The sequence below is a fragment of the Mesorhizobium sp. WSM4819 genome (genome assembly GCF_055811215.1).
In genome coordinates this window covers 127,500-146,914 of the sequence record NZ_JBVVQO010000014.1, presented here as the reverse complement: position 1 = coordinate 146,914, position 19,415 = coordinate 127,500, and the positions used below count along the sequence as shown (strand labels likewise).

Annotated in this window: 15 protein-coding genes; 11 read left to right on the top strand and 4 right to left on the bottom strand. The window is 64.9% G+C overall.

All coding sequences use genetic code 11. From position 1 onward, the window contains the following. Window positions 1–2: 2 nt before the first annotated feature. The 11 genes from AC0L18_RS15515 (at window position 3) to AC0L18_RS15465 (ending at window position 15,093) form a co-directional block, all read left to right on the top strand. Complete coding sequence (locus AC0L18_RS15515) at window positions 3–1,163, top strand: ABC transporter permease (RefSeq protein WP_473493146.1); 1,161 nt, start codon at window positions 3–5, stop codon at window positions 1,161–1,163. After that, window positions 1,163–2,089, top strand: coding sequence for an ABC transporter permease (locus AC0L18_RS15510; RefSeq protein ID WP_473493145.1), 927 nt, complete (start codon window positions 1,163–1,165; stop codon window positions 2,087–2,089). Before AC0L18_RS15515 ends, AC0L18_RS15510 begins: the two co-directional genes overlap by 1 nt. 25 nt (window positions 2,090–2,114) lie before the next feature. After that, the gene (biuH, locus tag AC0L18_RS15505) at window positions 2,115–2,816 is read left to right on the top strand and encodes a biuret amidohydrolase (protein ID WP_123146849.1); all 702 of its coding nucleotides are present in this window, start codon (window positions 2,115–2,117) and stop codon (window positions 2,814–2,816) included. Between the two features lie 9 nt (window positions 2,817–2,825). Further along, complete coding sequence (locus AC0L18_RS15500) at window positions 2,826–4,355, top strand: ABC transporter ATP-binding protein (RefSeq protein ID WP_473493144.1); 1,530 nt, start codon at window positions 2,826–2,828, stop codon at window positions 4,353–4,355. Further along, a complete protein-coding gene (locus tag AC0L18_RS15495) occupies window positions 4,356–5,024 on the top strand; it encodes a cysteine hydrolase family protein (RefSeq protein WP_473493143.1) in 669 nt (222 codons plus the stop codon). It abuts the gene before it with no gap. Next, complete coding sequence (locus tag AC0L18_RS15490) at window positions 5,017–5,367, top strand: cupin domain-containing protein (protein ID WP_473493142.1); 351 nt, start codon at window positions 5,017–5,019, stop codon at window positions 5,365–5,367. The genes AC0L18_RS15495 and AC0L18_RS15490 overlap by 8 nt, the downstream gene beginning before the upstream one ends. Next, on the top strand, window positions 5,364–7,190 hold the full coding sequence (atzF, locus tag AC0L18_RS15485) for an allophanate hydrolase (protein WP_473493141.1): 1,827 nt from the start codon (window positions 5,364–5,366) through the stop codon (window positions 7,188–7,190). Before AC0L18_RS15490 ends, atzF begins: the two co-directional genes overlap by 4 nt. 413 nt (window positions 7,191–7,603) lie before the next feature. Continuing rightward, on the top strand, window positions 7,604–9,493 hold the full coding sequence (locus AC0L18_RS15480; RefSeq protein WP_473493140.1) for a hypothetical protein: 1,890 nt from the start codon (window positions 7,604–7,606) through the stop codon (window positions 9,491–9,493). Then, window positions 9,490–10,920 carry a YeiH family protein gene (locus AC0L18_RS15475; protein WP_473493139.1) on the top strand — a complete coding sequence of 477 codons (1,431 nt, stop codon included), beginning with the start codon at window positions 9,490–9,492 and terminating at the stop codon, window positions 10,918–10,920. Before AC0L18_RS15480 ends, AC0L18_RS15475 begins: the two co-directional genes overlap by 4 nt. 45 nt (window positions 10,921–10,965) lie before the next feature. Beyond that, complete coding sequence (locus AC0L18_RS15470; RefSeq protein WP_473493138.1) at window positions 10,966–11,673, top strand: phosphoadenylyl-sulfate reductase; 708 nt, start codon at window positions 10,966–10,968, stop codon at window positions 11,671–11,673. A gap of 171 nt (window positions 11,674–11,844) precedes the next feature. Then, window positions 11,845–15,093, top strand: a complete 3,249-nt coding sequence (locus tag AC0L18_RS15465) for a winged helix-turn-helix domain-containing protein (protein WP_473493137.1) — start codon at window positions 11,845–11,847, stop codon at window positions 15,091–15,093. Window positions 15,094–15,387: 294 nt separating this feature from the next. Here the strand turns inward: AC0L18_RS15465 and AC0L18_RS15460 are convergent, their stop codons facing one another. Genes AC0L18_RS15460 through AC0L18_RS15445 form a run of 4 tightly spaced genes read right to left on the bottom strand, consistent with a single transcriptional unit; the run spans window position 15,388 to window position 19,352 of the window. After that, window positions 15,388–16,566, bottom strand: coding sequence for a hypothetical protein (locus tag AC0L18_RS15460; RefSeq protein ID WP_473493136.1), 1,179 nt, complete (start codon window positions 16,564–16,566; stop codon window positions 15,388–15,390). Between the two features lie 57 nt (window positions 16,567–16,623). Further along, entirely contained in the window at window positions 16,624–17,634 is a 1,011-nt protein-coding gene (locus AC0L18_RS15455; protein WP_473493135.1) for a succinylglutamate desuccinylase/aspartoacylase family protein, read from the bottom strand. A gap of 9 nt (window positions 17,635–17,643) precedes the next feature. Further along, window positions 17,644–17,988, bottom strand: coding sequence for a RidA family protein (locus tag AC0L18_RS15450; RefSeq protein WP_473493134.1), 345 nt, complete (start codon window positions 17,986–17,988; stop codon window positions 17,644–17,646). Between the two features lie 44 nt (window positions 17,989–18,032). After that, complete coding sequence (locus AC0L18_RS15445) at window positions 18,033–19,352, bottom strand: alanine racemase (protein WP_473493133.1); 1,320 nt, start codon at window positions 19,350–19,352, stop codon at window positions 18,033–18,035. Between the last annotated feature and the right edge of the window lie 63 nt (window positions 19,353–19,415).

Below are 19,415 nucleotides of genomic sequence, written 5' to 3'. Positions count from 1 at the left end.
CCATGGCAGACACCGTGAGCAGCGCGAGCGTGCCAGTGATGCTCGGCGCCAAAAGCTATCCGACGGCGCTCGAATGGATCGCCCGGCGGGCGGAAGCCCTCGTCATCCCGTTGGCGGCCCTGATTGTCGGCATGGCCCTGTTCAGCCTGTTCATCGCTCTAGTCGGCAAATCGCCGACGCAGCTCTATGAAACGATGTGGCGCGGCGGCTTCGGCTCGTGGTTCTCGGTCCAGAACTCGCTGTCGCGGGCCGCACCCTTGCTGCTTGCGGCGCTCTGCGTGGCGCTGCCGGCCCGGCTCGGCCTTGTCGTCATCGGCGGCGAAGGCGCGATCGTGCTGGGCGGCGTTGCCGCGGCTGCCATGGGCGTGGCCGCCAGCGGCGCCCCCGCCTTTTTTGTTATTCTTGTCATGGGCGTGGCGGGCCTGGCCGCCGGCGGCATCTGGATCGGTGCCGTCGGCGCGCTACGCCACTACCGTGCCGTCAACGAAACCATATCGAGCCTTTTGATGGCCTATATCGCCATCGCCCTGATGAACCATCTGGTGGAAGGACCGCTGCGCGATCCCGCCTCGCTCAACAAACCGTCGACCGAGCCGTTGGCTGGGGCCTACCGCATCGGCAACATTCCCGGCATGGACGTGCATTGGGGCCTGGTCGTCGGCATCATCGCCTGCATTCTGTCCTGGCTGCTGATCGAAAAGACCCGCTGGGGGTTCGCCGCCCGCATCGCTGGCGGCAATGTCAGGGCAGCCCAGGTGCAGGGACTTGCCGTTGGACCGCTGATTGTCGGTTTCACCGCGCTGGCCGGCGGCTTTGCCGGCCTTGCCGGCATGCTCGAAGTCGCCGCCGTGCAAGGCAGCGCCAACGCCTCGCTCGCCGCCGGCTATGGGTATACCGGTATCCTGGTCGCCTTCCTCGCCCGCCACAATCCGCTCGCCATCATCCCGGTCGCCTTCCTGCTTGGCGGCATCGACGCCTCCGGCGGGCTGATCCAGCGCCGCATGGACCTGCCCGACGCCACCGTGCTGGTGCTGCAGGGCATGCTCTTCGTCGTCATCCTGTTCAGCGAAACCTTCTACGGCCGCTTCAAGGCCTTCAATCCCGACCTCTGGCAGAGGGGCGATCTCTTGAAAAGGCCCGATCTCCTGAAGGGAACTGCCTGATGGACGCAACCGAGATCGGCCTCTGGGGCGTTCCGCTCGCCATGCTCGGCGGCGCCATCCGGGTGTCGACGCCCTTCATTTTCGTGTCGCTGGGCGAAGCCATCACCGAGCGTTCGGGGCGCATCAATCTCGGTCTTGAAGGCACACTGGTGTTCGGCGCGATGACCGCCTATGCCATCGCGGTGATGACCGGCTCACCATGGCTCGGCCTGCTGGCCGCCGCCGCGGCCGGTCTTTGTTTCGGCCTGTTCCACGGCTGGATCTGCAAATTCCGTGGCGTTAACGACATCGCCATCGGCATTGCGCTGATGCTGTTCGGCTCCGGTCTCGCCTTCTTCTTCGGCAAACCGTTCATCCAGCCCTCGGCGCCCGACCTGCCGGCCATCCCGTTTGGCGGCTGGTCCGACGTTCCGCAGGTGCAGGCGGCGCTCAACATCAATGTGCTGTTCCTGATCGGCGCAGCACTTGCCGTATTCCTGTGGTGGGCTTTCCGCAACACCCGCGCCGGCCTGATCCTGCGCGTGGTCGGCGACAGTTCCGATGCCGCGCGCGCCATGGGCCTCAACCCGAATACGGTGCGCCTCGTCGCCACCGGCATCGGCGGCGCGCTGGCCGGCATCGGCGGCGCTTATCTGTCGCTCTACTATCCCGGCAGCTGGACCGAAGGCATTTCGTCGGGCCAGGGGCTGATGGCGGTGGCGCTGGTCATCTTCGCGCGCTGGAACCCGCTCGGCTGCTTTGCCGCCGCGCTGCTGTTCGGCGGGGCCGGCGCGCTGGGGCCGGCGCTGCAATCGGTCGGCGTCACGCAAGGCTACTATCTGTTCTACGCCGCACCCTACATTCTCACCCTCGTCATCATGATCGCCACCTCGTCGCCGAGCCGTTCGCTGGCCGGCGCACCGGGCGAACTGTCGATCACCAAATGACGGTTCCAGACTGGAGTTTTTCTCAATGAACGCCAGAGCCGAGGTCACGCAGCGCTACATCGATGCCGATCCCTATCCATGGCCCTACAATGGCGAGCTTCGGCCCGACAACACGGCGCTGATCATCATCGACATGCAGACCGATTTCTGTGGGCCGGGCGGCTATGTCGATCATATGGGCTACGATCTCTCGCTGGTGCGGGCGCCGATCGAACCGATCAGATCGGTGCTGTCTGCCATGCGGGCGAAGGGCTACACCATCATTCATACGCGAGAGGGCCACCGGCCCGATCTCGCCGACCTGCCGGCCAACAAGCGCTGGCGCTCGCGCCGCATCAATGCCGGCATCGGCGACCCCGGACCCTGCGGGCGCATCCTGGTGCGCGGCGAGCCGGGCTGGGACATCATCCCCGACCTCTATCCGGCCGAAGGCGAGCCGATCATCGACAAGCCGGGAAAGGGCTCGTTCTGCGCCACCGACCTGGAACTGATCCTCAACCAGCGCGGCATCGAAAACATCGTGCTGACCGGCATCACCACCGACGTCTGCGTGCACACGACGATGCGAGAAGCCAACGACCGCGGCTTCGAATGCGTGATGCTGGAGGATTGCTGCGGGGCGACCGACTACGGCAACCATCTCGCCGCGATCAAGATGATCAAGATGCAAGGCGGCGTGTTCGGCGCGGTGTCCAATTCGGCGTCCTTCGTCGCCCAGTTGCCATGAGGTTCGATCATGAGTGATCGCGGCAAAAGAGCGGTTGGCGTCGAGACGATCGGCATGAGCATGCGTTTCGGCGCCTTCACCGCGCTGGACGACGTCTCCATCAAGGTGCCGGCGGGATCGTTTCATGCGCTGCTTGGCGAAAACGGCGCGGGCAAGTCGACGCTGGTCAAATGCATCATGGGCTTTTATCACCCGACCGCCGGCGACATTCTGGTCGACGGCCGCGAGATCGCGATCGCCGGTCCGAAGGACGCCTCTGCGCTCGGCCTCGGCATGGTCTACCAGCATTTTACCCTGGTCCCGTCGCTGACAGGTGCGGAGAACCTGGTCATTTCCCGCGAAAAGGTGCCGGGGATTATCGACTGGCGCAAGGAGCGCGCCGCACTTACCCAGTTCATGGAGCGGATGCCGTTCAAGCTGCCGCTCGACGTCAAGGTGGCCGAACTCGCCGCCGGCGAGAAACAGAAGCTCGAAATCATCAAGCAGCTTTATCTCGGCCGCAGTTTTCTGGTGCTGGACGAGCCGACGTCGGTGCTAACCCCCGGCGAGGCGCAGGAAGTTCTGGGCCTAGTGCGCGGCATGACCAAGGCGGGCGACCTCACCGTGCTGATGATCTCGCACAAGTTCCACGAGGTGACGGCGTTTGCCGACGACATCACTGTGTTGCGCAAGGGCAGACTGACAGGAACGGGGAAAGTATCGGAACTGTCTCACAAGCAGATGGCGGCGATGATGATCGGTGACCAGCCGATCGCCGCGCTCGACAGCCGCGCTCCAGTGCCGGTCGGCGCCAGGCAAATCCTGACGGTGAAGGCGCTGAAGGCGCCCGACCGCACCGGCCTGAAAACCATCAATATCGGCGAGCTCGATGTGAAGTCCGGCGAGATTGTCGGTGTCGCCGGCATTTCCGGCAACGGCCAGAAGGAGTTTCTAGAAGTCCTTGCCGGACAGCGTACGCGTGATGCCGGCGACGTTCTGGTGAAGGGATCGCCCTACGGCGCCAGCCGCGCCGAGGCCCGCACGCTCAATGTTCGCTTCATCCCGGAGGAACCGTTGCGCAATGCCTGTGCGCCGAGGATGACGGTGGCGGAAAACATGGCATTCCGGACCTTCGACCTGAACGAGGCCGGCAAGCCGATAAGCTGGATCCGGATGAGCGCCATCAGGGACTATGCGACGCGGCTGGTCGAGCAGTTCAAGGTCAAGACAGCCTCGCTCGCCTCGCCGATTTCGTCGCTCTCCGGCGGCAACGTCCAGCGCGCTGTGCTCGCCCGCGAACTGACCGGCGAGGTCGATCTTCTCATCGTGTCGAACCCCTGCTTCGGCCTCGACTTCTCTGCCGTCGCCGAAATCCGCGCCCGTATCATGCGGGCACGCAACGCTGGTGCCGCGGTGCTCTTGATGTCGGAGGACCTCGACGAACTGCTGGAGCTCTCCGACCGCATCTTCGTCATGTCCGACGGCGCGCTGGTCTATGAGACGCCTATCGCACAGGCGAGCGTGCAGACGATCGGCGAGCACATGGCGGGACATCACTGAATGGCGGAGATCAACGCGCTGCCGTTTCCGTTTGCCTTCAAGCCTGAGGCGATGGCGCTGGTCGTCATCGACATGCAGCGCGATTTCGCCGAGCCGGGCGGCTTCGGGGCCAGCCTCGGCAATGACGTCGGCCGGGTGGTGGCGATCGTGCCGACGGTCAAAAGGCTGATCCAGGGATTTCGCGCCGCCGGCCTGCCGGTGATCCACACGATGGAGTGCCACAGGTCAGACCTTTCGGACCTGCCGCCGGCCAAGCGCAATCGCGGCAATCCGTCGATACGCATTGGCGATGCCGGCCCGATGGGCCGCGTGCTGATCGTCGGCGAGCCGGGAACGGCGATCCTCGACGAGGTGGCCCCGCTGCCTGGCGAAATCGTCATCGAGAAACCCGGCAAGGGCGCGTTCTACGCTACCAGATTCGGCGAGGACCTGAAGCGGCTCGGCGTGCAGCAACTCGTCTTCGCCGGAGTCACGACGGAAGTCTGCGTGCAGACGACGATGCGCGAGGCCAACGACCGCGGTTATGAATGCCTGCTGGCCGAGGATGCGACGGAGAGTTATTTTCCGGAATTCAAGGCGGCCGCGCTGGCCATGATCAGGGCGCAGGGCGCGATCGTCGGCTGGACGGCGACGACGGACCAGGTGCTCAAGGGAATTGCCGATGCCTAACATTGCACACCCGGCTTTCATCCATGGGGGCTGGCGAGATCTGGCATTCGAGCATTTTCGCGAAGGCATCACGGTGCATTGGCTGCTCAAGGGCGGACCGGCCGAACCCTCCGTCGCGATCCTGAACTATCGGCCCGGCGCCGGCGTGCCGCGCCATCGCCATGTCGGGCTGGAAACCATCGTCGTGCTGGAAGGCACCCAGAGCGACGAGACTGGCGACTATCTTCCGGGAAGCGTGATCCTGAACCCGGTCGGGACCGAGCATTCGGTATGGACGAAACACGGCTGCGTCGTGCTGATCCAGTGGAATCTGCCGGTGGTCATTCTGGACGAGACGAAATGAGCGACATCCGCTTCGATATCGGCAGCCTGCACGCGAGCTATGCCTCCGGCATGTCGGCCGCTACCATTATTGAAACCGTGTTTCAGCGCATAGCGAAAGCGGACGATCCCGGCATCTTCATCCATCTGGCGAGCAAGGCGGATCTGTTCGCCGAAGCCGACGCACTCGGCGGGTTCGATCCCGTGGCAAAGCCGCTGTGGGGCGTGCCGTTCGCGGTCAAGGACAACATCGATGTTGCCGGCATGCCGACCACGGCCGGCTGCGCCGAATATGCCTACTTGCCGGCGAAAGACGCCGCCGTCGTCGCGCGTCTGAGGGCGGCCGGCGCGCTGGTCGTCGGAAAAACCAATCTCGACCAATTCGCCACCGGCCTCGTCGGCGTGCGCACCCCTTATCCGGTCCCCCGAAACGCGATCGATCCGAAACTGGTGCCGGGCGGTTCCTCGTGCGGCTCGGCCGTGGCGACGGCGCACGGCATTGTTTCTTTCGCGCTCGGCACCGATACCGCAGGATCCGGCCGCATTCCCGCCGGCCTCAACAACATCGTCGGGCTGAAGCCGACCGTCGGCGCGCTGTCGGCCACAGGCGTGGTGCCGGCCTGCCGCACGCTCGACTGCGTCTCCGTCTTCGCGCTCACCGTCGATGACGCCTACAGCGTCTTCAGGGCGGCGGCGGCCAAAGATGACGTCGATCCTTATTCGCGCGCTATCACGGCGCCGCCGCTTGGTCCGCGTACGCCCGTGTTGACCGTCGGGGTTCCCGCAAAAGCGGACCGGGAATTTTTTGGCGACGCGGCCATGCAAACGGGATTCGAAAAGGCGCTGCGGACGCTGGAACAGCTCGGCTGCCGACTGATCGAAATTCCCTTCGGCGATTTCTACGCTACCGCCAACCTGCTCTACGAAGGCGCCTGGGTGGCCGAGCGCTATGCGGCGATCGCGGATTTCATGGACGTGAGCGAGGCAGCCATGCACCCGGTGACGCGCACGATCATCGGCGGCGCACGAAAACTTTCCGCGGCGGATGCTTTCAAAGGCCTCTATGCGCTGCAGGCCCACAAGGCCAGGCTCGCGCCTGTCATCGCCTCGGTCGACCTTTTCTGCGTGCCAACGGCGCCGACGCACTATTCGCTGGAAACTGTTTTGGCCGATCCGATCGTCACCAACAGCCGGCTCGGCACCTACACCAACTTCGTCAATCTGCTCGACATGTGCGGCATCGCCGTGCCGACCGGCAAGCGCGACGACGATCTGCCGATGAGCGTTACCTTGCTTGCCGCTGCCGGCAAGGACGCACTGACGGCGACGCTGGCCCGTGATCTCCATCGAGCCAGCGGTCTTGGCCTTGGCGCGACTGGATGGGCGATGCCTGCCCGCGTCGCCAAGACCCCTGACCTCGATGACGGCATGATCGAGCTCGTGGTCGTCGGCGCGCATTTGTCGGGAATGCCGCTCAACGGCCAACTCTGTGCGTTGGGCGGGCAATTGAGCAGAGCCGCCAAGACGGTTGCTTCCTATCAGCTCTACGCACTCGCCGGCCAATCCGTGCCGAAGCCGGGGCTCGTCCGTGTTGCCGATGGCAACGGGACGTCGATTGATGTCGAGGTTTGGCGGCTTTCACCAGACGCGTTCGGACGCTTCGTGGCCGCGATCCCGCCGCCGCTCGGCATTGGCACGATCGAGCTCGATGACGGGACATCGGCCAAGGGCTTCCTGGTCGAAACCGCCGGGTTGTCACGAGCGATCGACATTTCGGCCTATGGCGGTTGGCGCAGCTTCGTTGCTAGGCCGGCGGAGCGAGCGGAAAGCGTTCCGGCCGATTGAACGACCGGCCGTTCGCGCCGGCGCTGACCTCAAATCATAGCAGCATGCTCGGCGAGCCAGCACGCCGAATGCCGTAAGCGATCCGTAGGTGCGCGTGCTCTAAAGTTGCACCGTGGTTTGGCAGGCGTCAGCACGCGCTTGCGACCGCTGGAGACTTCGCGATGCGAGCAAGCCGTGCAGTTGCCCCAACAGATTCCGTCGGGATTTATCAGGCCCGGAGATGCCGGACGCTGTCGAAGGCCACGGCGATAGTTCTCAGCCTGTTGCCAAGCTGGGCGTTCGCGGGAGATCAGACTCCCGATTGGCGCCTGAACGCTCGAATTGTTGCCGTCGGGTTGCCCGACGTGGCCGGCGTGCGCGAGGTGGGGCGCTTTCATGTCGGCGGGCCGATACCGGGAAATCCGGAATTTCTTATGGCGACGCGCGAAGGGCGGATGCTCGATCCGCTCAGGGTTCTCGTCGCCGTGGGCAGCAATTTCGGCGCACCAGCCGACGATCCAGCGCTTGAGGTCGGGGCGATCCTGTCCATCGATCCGCGCGCCGGCAAGTCTGGTGGCACCATCATCGTTCCGCAAGAGCTCACCGGCAACGGCGGAGATGCGAGGGTGCAGCTCTACACGGCGCAGAGCGAACGGTTTCTCAACCGGCGATACAATGCCGGAGCTCGAACCGCGCGCCTCGCAGCCGCATCCGGACCGCGATACATTTCGATCAACAACGCCTTCGGAAGACCCTGGATCGCCAACGCGCCGAACGGATTGGCTGGCGAGGGCAGCGTCACCGTCGTCGACCCCGGCGGTGCGCCGCTCGCCAACGCGCCAAGCCGCGAGGCCGGCGGCGTGTTCGCCGGCCGGCATACCGATCGCGAGCAGGCGCCGAAAGCACAGCCCAGCGGCTGGCTTGGCAAGCTGCTGAATTACCAGGCAAGCGGCCAGCTGACATCGGGCGGAATGCAGACGGGCGCGCTCGGAACGGCGTTTCTCGGTCCCTCGCCCGACGGCAGCGGTTTTGCCGTGTTCGCCGCGGTCACCGCGGATGGCGGCGTGGTTCAAATCCACGTCCAGGATGGTGTCGACGGCTTGGCCGGGCCGGGCACGGTCAGCACCGGCCAGGGCACGGTAAGCACCGGCCTGGGCATCAGCGACGATCCCGGCGTCATCGGCCTCGCCTTCAAGTGGAACCCGGACCGCGCTCTCTACATCGCCGATCCGGGTCGTGATCGGCTGGTGCTGCTTGACCTGGAGGACGACCGGCGGCATTTCACCGTCGCCAGGACCCGCACGATCTTGCTGCCGGAATTCGACCGTCCGGTCGATGTCGCGGCCGCCATCCCCGAGATCGCCAATCCGCAGTTTTCGAGCCATACGACACTCGCCGGCGGGTCCGATCTGTTTGTCGCCAACCGCGGCGACGGTTCACTTCTGCGCGTGAGCCAGGACGGCCGGCTTCTCGCACGCGCGACGATCGAGGTTCCAGGGCTCGGCCCTTTGGGAGCCGATCGCCTTCGCGCGATCGCGACGTCGGCGGACGCACGGCATATCTGGATAACGATTGGCGGCGAGGTTCCGGGATTTCCGGGCCACGAAGGGGCGCTTGTCGAGGTTGGGACCTTCGATGAGCACGGCGCGGCGGCAGCGATGCAGGAGACACAGAGCGCTGCCGCCGACGCCAATCTTGCGGCGCGCGGAAAAAAGTCGTTCCAGACCGATTTCACGCCGCGGATGGGCCTCGGCCCATTGTTCAATGCAGCGTCCTGCGTGGCCTGCCATCCTGGCCCTGGCGGCGCGAGCGTCGATGAAGGCCACTTTGCGCGCAGAATAGCCCATATGGATCCGGGCTCTGGCCGTACGGTTCCGATCGATCATCCCAACAGTCCGGTCGCAAGGCGCTATACACTCGACGGGGGCGCCGGCAACGCGACCATGCCGGCGGCGATGCCGCGCCAGGCCAATGTGATCTCGCTGCGCATGCCGCTGGCTCTCTACGGGATCGCCGGGATCGACGCGATACCCGACAGCGTCATCGAAGCGCAGGCGGTCAGCAAGGGCGACGGCATCAAAGGCCGCGCCCATCATGTCGTCGACTCCCAAGGCGCATCGCGGGTCGGCCGATACGGTTGGAAGGCTGACATGGCCACCCTCGAAGATATGGTGGCGAACGCTTTCGCAAACGAACTCGGCGTCACCAGCGCGACTGTCAGCCGCGAGGCGGGCACGCAGCCGATCGAGCAGGGTTCCGCACAGATCGACGCGGTCGTCTCCTATCTGCGAGCGCTGCGCCTGCCCGATGGGGAAAAGCCATGAGCCTCGCCCTGACGCTCTCCCATGCGCCGGAAAAAATGCGCCCGGTCCTGCCTGGCGTCATCGTTGCCGCGGCACTCGCCCTTGCGGCCGGCTGGATCGCCGGCGGATTGGGCGAGCCGCTGTCGCGCAACCCGGTCCTGGTCGCCATGCTCTTCGGGCTGCTGATCGGCAGCAGCTTCGCCTGTCCGGACGCCTTGCGCCCGGGGCTCGACTTCACCAAGCGCTATCTGCTGCGGCTCGCCGTGGTGCTGGTCGGCTTCCGTATCACGACGCGGCTGTTCCTGGATCTGGGGTTCATCCCGCTCGCAGTGGCGGCCATCGAGTTGATCCTGGTGCTGACGCTGCTCTACGCCATTGCGCGCAAGCTGTTCAGGCTCGACGCCGAGATCGCGCTGCTGGTTGCGGTCGGCAGCGCCGTCTGCGGCGCCGCGGCGATCCTCTCGATGGCCGCGCTGATGCGGGCGCGCGACCAGAGCGCCGGCATCGCCATCGCCTTGATCACGCTGAGCGGCACCGTGGCGTTGCTCGCCTATCCGGTCATGTTCCTGGGCGGTTGGCTGCAGCATCTCGATGACCGCCTCTATGGCGTGTTCGTCGGGGCGAGCATTTTCGAGCTGGCGCAGGTCTACGGCGCCTCCTTCGCCATTTCTGACGACGCGCTGAACACCGCAACGCTGGTCAAGCTCAGCAAAGTCCTGATGCTCGTCCCGCTTCTGCTGGCCGCCAGCCTGGTGTTTCGTAGCCGTCACAAGGCGCGAGAGGCCGCACCTATCCCGTTCCCGTGGTTCATCGTCGCGTTCATCGGCGTGGTGATGCTCAATTCGGAGATAACCCTCAATCCGCAACTGCGCCGTGTCATCCTCGATGTCGACCAGTTCCTGTTCCTGATGGTGATGATCGCGCTCGGCATCACCACCCGGGTCGGACGGCTCGGAGAGGCCGGCGGCGCCTGGCGCCTCATCGGCGTCGGTTTCGTCGGGGTGGCTCTGTCGGCGGCCCTGGCCTATGCTGCGCTGATCCCGTTCTCGGCGACCTTCCGGGCCGCATCACCCTCATCGAGCCAAGGCGCGATGCTTGGCAGCCATGGCGGACGGCTTTTCGCCTCGATAGGCTGCGCCAAATGCCACGTGCCGGCGCTGGAGGGCAGCAACGGCGAAGTTGAGCTGTACTCCGACCTTTTGCTGCACGACATGGGGCCGGCGCTCGACGACAAGATCGTCCAGGGCGACGCCATTGGCGCCGAATGGCGGACCGCACCGCTCGTCGGCATCCGCCTGCGCCATCGCTACCTGCACGACGGCCGCGCGACAACGCTGCGCGATGCCGTCTTCGCCCATGGCGGCACGGCGCAGATCGTGCGCGACCGCTTCTTCGACCTGGACGAGACCGACCGCCAGACGCTCCTCGATTTCGTGGCGAAGCTATGATGCGGCTTCGTCACGCCACCACCATTTTTGATCGGCCGAACCGCCATGTATGAAGCCGTCATCGCAGAGCTGAACCATCTCGACGGACCCGACCTGCTGGCGCCGCTCGTCAGCGAGGTGTTTTGCGGAAACATAGCGCTTGTGTCGTCGTTTGGCGCGGAATCCGCGGTGCTGCTGCACATGGCCGCCTCGATCGACCGTTCGCTCCCCGTCATCACGCTCGACACCGGAAAGCTGTTTTCGGAAACGATCGCCTATCGCGCGCAGCTGACGGCTCTGCTCGGCCTCACCGATCTGCGCGTCGTCACGCCTCAAACGGATGTCTTGCGGGAGCTCGACGGCGCTGGATCGCTGCACCGCCGCGATCCTGACCGGTGCTGCCAGATCCGCAAGGTTCTGCCGCTCGAAAATACGCTGACTGGCTTCAAGGCCTGGATTTCCGGTCGCAAGCGATATCATGGCGGGCTTCGCGCGGATGTTACGACGCTCGAGGAAACTGACGGACGCCTAAAGGTCGATCCGCTTGCCCGCTTCACCCGCCAACAGATCGAGGCCTATCTCGATCGCTATAATCTTCCCCGGCATCCGCTCCTCGAAAAAGGCTACCTCTCGATCGGCTGCGCGCCGTGCACGGTCGCGTGTGGCAGCGCGGACAATCCGCGCGCGGGCCGCTGGAGCGGACTGTCGAAGATGGAATGCGGGATTCACCGGTCGCCCATTGCCGCTCGCAATGCGGCCGCGTCTGCTGCCTGATTTCGCGGTCGCGCAGGCATCCAGTCGACGCTTACAGCAGGCCGTTGCCGCTTCATCTGCGAAGCCCCTACGAATTGTCGCACGATTGCGCTACCCTAAGGTCAATCTGGGCGGCGGGACGGTCATCAGGGCACGACCCGACGCTCGATGATTGGTCGAGCGGGAGCCCCGATGACCGCCCTAGACGCCATTGACGCCGATGCGAGGCGCCCGCCCTCGGGCACAGGCCGGATCGCCAAGCTGGCGGCGCCGCGCAGCGCCAGGATATTGAGGCGGAACCGCGTTCTCGAAGCGATCGGTCAAAAATCGCGTTCGAGCGTCTGCTGGGTGGCCGCGCCGGCCGGCTACGGCAAGACGACGGCGGTCATCGACTACCTCGAAAGCGTCGCGGCACCGCATGTTTGGTTCCGCATCGACGAGGGCGACCAGGATATCGCGCGCTTCTTTCAATATCTGGCGCAGTCGCTCGCCTCACCCGCGGTTGGAAACCTGCCGGTGTTCGGCGTCGAATATGCCGAGCAGCCGAAGGAGTTCGCCAGGCGCTTCTTCAGAGCCTACTTCGCGCGGTTGAAGCCCGGCACCATTCTGGTCCTCGACGATTTGCAGGACGCCGACACGCCCGAATTCCGGGCGGTGCTTTCGGTGATGTTCCGTGAACTTCCTGACACGGTCCGCTGCATCTGCGTCTCGCGCACGCTGCCCCACAACGAACTGGGCGACCTCGTTCTCAAGGGCCAAGTGGCCGTCGTCGACCGGTGGGCGCTCGAATTCTCGACATCGGAAGCGCGCGATTTCGTCAAGCTGCGGTCGAGGAACGGCGCCGTTCCAGTCGATGTCGAAGCGGCGCGCGGCTGGGCGATCGGGCTGGTTCTCCTCGCCGATCACGGCTCGGCGGTCGGCCCTGACGACACGACCGGGACAGCACCCGGCGGGCAGAATGCGCTGTCGGACGTCCTCGGCCGCCATTTCTTCCTTTCCCTTCCCGCCGCCGACCAGGACATGCTGCTGAAACTCAATCTGCTGCCCGAAATCAGCGCCGAACTGGCGGACGTGATGATCGGATCGAGCGAAGCGGGCAAGCTGCTCGACAGGCTCTACCGGCGGCAATTGCTGGTCACGCGAACGGAAAACAGCCGCGACGTTTTCCACCTGCACGACCTCTTGCGGGATTTCCTCGACCGACGCTTCGCGCAGCGTGTGCCGGCAGAAGAGCAGAAGTCGCTCAAACAAAGGGCGGCAAAGGTGCTCGCCGACGCTGGTCGTCATGACGAAGCCATACACCTCGCCTTGCAGGCAGAGGACTGGGACCAGGCGAGCGGACTCATGCTGAGCCGGGCGGAGACCGTTTTGGCGCAGGGACATCGAACGACCTTCATCGAATGGGCCGGCCGGTTGCCGGAAGCGTTCATGAACGGCTGGCATTTCTATTGGCTGGGCGTGGCCCACATGCCGAACGACGCCGCGGCAGAGCACTGGCTGTCGAAGGCATGGCAAGCATTTGGCGAGGCCGACGATCTGCGCGGGCTTTGTCTTACGGTGTCGCGCGCGGTTCTGGTCAAGACGGACAGTTGGCGCACCTATGAGGGTCTTTCGGCCTGGACCCGCCGGGCGTTCGAGATCATCGAGCGCGGCCTGCCGGAACTGCCTTCCGAGGAAGCGATGCTGGTGCGCATCGGCATGGTGCGGGCGCTGAACTTCGGCGACGACTACTACCGCAACAGCCCGGCCGGGCAAGCGCTGGAAACCGAACTGCTGGAGCGGCTGACCCGGAATCCCGAGCACGACCCAAGCGGCTTACGGCTGCTTGCCAGCGAAACGCTGATCGAGCATTCCGTATCGGTCATGCGGGCCGATCTGTTCACCAAGGCCGTCGACAGCGTTGTCGAGGATTTGACCGACAACGAGGTGCTGCCTTGGGTGCTCGGAATGTGGCTGGTCGAGTTTGGCGCCAAGAGCGGCCGTTACTTCCCGTATAAGAGACGGGGTTTTCCCTACCCGTCGGCCGAAGCGGCGTTGCGGGAGGCGATCGCCATCGGTGAGCGCGAGTCGCTCAAGGGTGTGGAGTTCGGTGGCCTGTATCATCTTCAGATGCAGATGAAGTTCCGCAACGACTTTGCCGAGCTCGACCAGGTGGTCGAGCGCCTGGCCGAGATCGCCGACAGCCGTTTCAGCACACAGGTCGCCATCGTCGCCAATTGCTATGCCGCGCTTCATGCCAGGCAAGCCGATTTCGCGGCCGCCTATGAGGATTGCGAGCGCTTCATGGCGGCGAGCGAGGCCGCCAACGAGCCGATGGTCGAGCGCTGGGCGCACTGCATCACGAAGTTCCAGGTGCTGCTCGCCGACAGGAAGCCGCGCGAAGCCGCAGCGCTACTCAGCGGCCTGCTGCCGCGGCTGGATGGCGGCGCTCGCAAGCGAACCGAAATATGCATTCTTGCAGCGGCCGCGCTGGAGAGCCTGTGGGACCAGGGTCCACGCTACGGCGATCGGCTGAAGGTCTTCATGGAGGCGCTGCGCGACGTCAGTTGGCCAATGGTACTCCTCAACGTTCCGGAATTGCTCGCCGATCTGCTTGGCGATGCGCTTGAGCGCGGCATCGAGCCCAAGCTTTGCTGGTCGCTTATCCGGGAACGCCGATTGGACGCGCCGCAACGGCGGCCCACCGCCTGGCCATGGCCGCTCAAGGTCCACGTCCTCGGAGGCTTTCGGCTCGAACTCGATGGAAACCCTCTTAATCTCGGCGCCAAGCCACCGACGAAGGCTCTCGACATCCTGCGGGTGCTGGCGATCTCGAAAGACAACACCTGCTCGCTGGAGGCCGTTCAGGACTGGCTGTGGCCCGACCTCGACGGCGACCAGGCGCGGGCGGCATGCGAGCAGGCGCTGCATCGGCTGCGCAAGCTGCTCGGGCGGACCGACCTCATCGTCCAGCGCGAAGGCAAGCTTCGCCTCGCGTCGGACAAGGTCTGGGTCGACCTCGCCGACTGGGATGCACGGCTCAAATCCGTGACGACAGCCAACGGCGAGGCGGCCGGGCTGCGACCGGAAGCGGAAGCGCTCTTCCTCGCATTCCCCGGTCCGCTGTTTCTGCACGAGCGAGCCAGCTTCTGGTCGTTCGCCGCCGCTGAAAAAGTGCGTCGCGATCTGGTCGATCTTGGATTGCGGATCGGCCAGCGGCTGGAGACATCCGGCAACACCCAGGAAGCGCGCTCGACCTATTTGAGGGCGTTGGACCTCTATCCGGATGCCGGCCCCGTCTGCAAGGCGCTGATCAGGGAGCGGCTGTCGCGCGGTGATTTCGAAGGCGCGGTCGACGACTATGCACGCTACGAACGGGCGCTGCGCGCCGCCGGCGAAGCGGAACCCGCCGCGGAAATACGCGCCTTGGTCGAACCCTATCTTGTGCGGCACACGCGCTGAAGACGGTGTTTTGCGCTGCCTGCGAAACACCGGGCTATCGTCGGTCTGGCAGCCCCCTCAATCTCCGAGCAGGGTGTTTGCTAAGGGCTGCCAGGTTCAGAACGAGGCCAGCGATCGCGTCCATCCTCTCGCTGCGCGTCAGCCCGGCCTGGATAGCACGAGATGATGGAGCCGAGGGAAATGACAGGTCGCGAGGCAGGACAGCGCTGGCATGCATAACAATGACTTAAAGCGCCTCGCATGAATCCTTTCAGCCGCGACGCTCTTTCGACTGCGGCACACGGATCGTTTTGTTCAGCCAGGTCGTGCTGCACGCACCCAATCGAGCCGTGCGGCGGGGACAAGGCCGTAATTGTAAAAATTGATACCGTCGACGTCCGGCGCCAGCGCCGGCTTCACCTTGGCGGCGAGAATTTCAGGGCCCGCCATTTCCGGATAGAAGAGCCGGTAGCCGACGCCGAGGAATTTCTCTGCTCCGAGCGCGGTGCGGCCGGCCGCCATCAGGCCTGCGACATCGCCGGCCTGCATATCGTAGGCACAAAGGATCGCCCCGTCGCAGACCTTGCCGAGCGCTGCCAGATCGCAGCCGCCGAGCCAGCCGTCTCGCAGGTCGATGACGAGGACACGGGTCCCCGGATCGGCAACCTCGCGCAGTTCGGCGACAAGACTGGTCACCGGCTCGAACCGCCACAACAGATAGGCGTGGAGATGCGGCCAGGGCAAAAAGGTGTCGAGGCCACTTGCGGGGAATTCTGGAAAGCGCCGTTCAGGCACCGCGCGCTCGCACGCCTCGGCAATCCACTGCTTGACGAGGTCACGCGCAGCCTGGCCTTCGATGCCGGTACAAGCGGCGCGGGCGAGGCAGGACGGACAGAAGCACAGCGACAGAAGAAAGTCGTCTTCCGGCGTCAGCCCGACACCATCCTTCTCATGATGGTATTCATGGGCAAAACCCATGAAGGACGGGCTTTCAAGTTCGATTCTGTCCGGCTTATAAGTGTGCGTAACGTCGGCGACGAGCGCGCGGACATAAGCGCGCGCATCCGGATGCGACGGGCACAGATTGTAATAATTGGGATCGCCAAAGGCGTTGCGGGTGACGGCCTGCGGATAAAGCATGCCGAGGCGGGTATTGTGCAGGCAGACCGTCCAGCACGACACCTGGAGGCCGCCTGCCTCGCGCCGTTGGATAAGTTCGGCCAGAACGTCGCCACCTTCCGTGATCATTTCGGCCACCTTCGGCTGGATCACGAGATCGGCCCATCGGGCGGCGGTTGGCTTGAAGTAGATCGTGCCGTCCTCCGGGAAATAGGCTTTGCGGCGTGGGCTGCGCGGCTGCAGGAAGCGACCGGCATGATAGGAGGTCGCGAGACTGATCATGTTGAGCCTGGCGCGCTCGACGAGATCGCGTTCGACTGTCTCCAAGCCCAGATCCTGGACATCCCAGGGGTAGGTCCACATCGAAAGCTGCATGAAATATCCTCAGTTTTCTGCAATGGCGCCGTGAGCAAACGCCGGTTGGTTTCCCTGTCAGCCTTCCACCGGTTCGGCGATCTGCAAAAGGCAATCTCCTGCCTCGCACATCGTGTGCAGCCGGCGCGAAAGTACGATACCGCTTTCGGCGAAATGCAGGGCCTCCTCGGCCAGATCGAGCCGCTCGAGGTCGTGATACCAGCCGGCCAATTGTCCGGCGCTCACGCCGTCGCCGAGCCTGACGGCGGGTTCGAACCAGCCGCGGCGGGTGGCGTAGAGGCCCTGACTGTGCCGGGAAAGCGAGAGCAATCGCGTCGGCGCCGAAGGCTTCGACTCCGGCGCGAGAACCGGCGCCTCGACCACGCCGATGGCGACCATCAGACTGTCGATCGCGCGAGCGGTAATCGCCATCGTATCGACTGTGGCAGTGCCGCCGCCGCCGAACTCGCCGCTGACGCCGATGGCACCGGCCCGGCGGGCTGCGCCCATCGAGGTTGGCGAGGCCTGACCATTGTTGGCCACGAACCCGTACGGCATGCCGAGCGCCCGCATCAGCTCCACCCCGCGCCCATGCCTGTCGGGATCGGTATTGCGCTCGATGAGCGCCGTGGGAAGATGCTCCATCGAGGTGCCGCCCGAATGAATATCGAAGATGACGTCGTGGCGGGGAAACAGTTCCGTCTCCAGGAAATTGGCAAGCCGGCTTGTCGGCGCGCCCGACGGATCGCCGGGAAAGGCGCGGTTGAGATTGCCGCCATCGATCGGCGAACAGCGTTTGGCGGCCATGACCGCCGGTGCGTTCGCCATCGGCAGGACGGTGACGCGGCCCTTGAGCCGCTTGGGATCGAGCCGGCGGATCAGCTTTGCCAGCGACAGCTCGCCCTCATATTCGTCACCGTGATTGCCGGCCATCAGAAGCAGCGACGGGCCTTCACCGTTGCGTATGAGGCAGATCGGGACCTTGACCTGGAAATAGGGCGAACGGTCTATCGAGAAGGGCATGCTGAGATAACCTGATGTCTTGCCGTCCCGGTCGAAGTCGAGCGTATGGGTGAGGCCGGTGTGCATGGCGGCAACTCAGGCGGCGGCGATCGCGGTGACCTCGATGCGGAGGTCGGGATCGGCGAGACGCGCCTCGACGCAGGCCCGCGCCGGCAGGCGTTGAGGATCCACCCAGGCATCGTAGACGCTGTTCATGGCGTCGAAGTCGCCGATCTGCGGCAGGAAGACGTTGACCGCCACAAGCTTTGACTTGCTGCTGCCGGCCTCGACCAAAAGCGCCTCGATCTTTGAGAGCACATCGCTGGTCTGGTCTTCGATGCCGGCCTTGCGATTGTCGGCTACCTGGCCTGCGATGTGGACGAGGCCGCCATAGACGACCGCCTGCGACATGCGGGAGCCGGACTGGAAATACTTGATCATATCGGATCCTTTCGAGGTTTCTTTGGGGCCGCCGCAAGCTCCGGTCAGCCGAAATAGGTGGGAAAGGCGTGGCGGACATGCCCGGCCGCGTCGACGCCGAAGATCACGCGATAGCGATCGAGGCAGGTGCAGGGATGGGAGATGCCGAATTCAACGACGTCGCCAACGGCAATGTCGTCGCCCGGCGCGATTGTCAGGAAGGCGTGCTGGTCGTTGAGCTTGAAGACCTCGGCGTGTGGTATCGGCAGCGGCTTCCCGGCCCGGAAGACCGCGAGCACCATCGGAAAGCCCTGATCGAACGACACGTCGCGCATGCCCATGCCGCATATCGCAAGGCCGGCCTCCGGCCGCGACAGCACCTCGGCCCACAGGCGCAAAGCCGGACGAAACGAATTTCGTGCGGAAGCACCGACGCCGCCGACCGCAAAACCCTTGCGGGCATCGAGTGCAACAAGCGAGCGGTCATAGATGCCATGGTCGTGGAAGAAGATGGCGCCGCTGCGCAACACCAGCGTCGCATTGCTGTCACTGGAAACGGTGGGCGAAAGTGCTGCGACCACTTTGTCGAAGAACACAGAGCCGCCGGCCGTGACGACCAGCGGCGCGTCGCCGCCGACGCGGGCGCGCAGCCGCAGGAACATGTCGGCGGTCATCGCCAGCAGAGCCGAGATCACCTCCTCGGTGCGGCCGGGGTCGGGTTGCGCCGCGGCACCTTCGTAGGTCGCAACGCCGGCAATCAGCAGCCGTCCGCCGGCTGCAGCAACTGCATCGGCGATCGCCTCGGCTTCGCCAGTGGTCCGCGCGCCTGCCCTGCCAGCACCGAGTTCGACGAGCACGCGCAACGGCGGCAGCGTCACATTGGCCCGCCAGGCTTCGGCAAGCGCATTCACGGCGGCGATCGAGTCGGCGAAGACGAAGAGCTCGACGCCTGGCCAGGCGCCAACCAGCGCCGCGAGCCGGTTCGCACCGCCTGATCCACCAACCTCGTTGGCGATGATCAGCCGTGTGAGGCCGGCCCTGAGCATCACTGCGGCCTGCCTAATATCCGCGACGGTCGTGCTCCATGCTCCGGCTTCTACCAACGATCGAGCAAGGTCTGGCGCCATCGGGGTTTTGGCATGCGGCGCGACCATCGCGCCCTGTTCGCGCGCGTAGCGCAGAAACAGATCACTATTGGCGATGAAGGCCTCCTCGTCGAGGGTCAACACCGGCAACGACATGCGCCCGTCAGCCGGATGCCAGCGCTCAGATGCGACAAGGCTGCTGTCCAGCCCGAAGGTGCCGGGCGGCACGCCGCGGATGCGATCGTCGAGCAGGAACTTTTCAGGGGTCGCGAGCGACAGTACGGGTGAGTTTTCGGTCATCCGATGCTAGTCCTTTCGCCTTCGCAGGATGAAGTCCGGTTCGATTTCCGATGCCGGCCACAG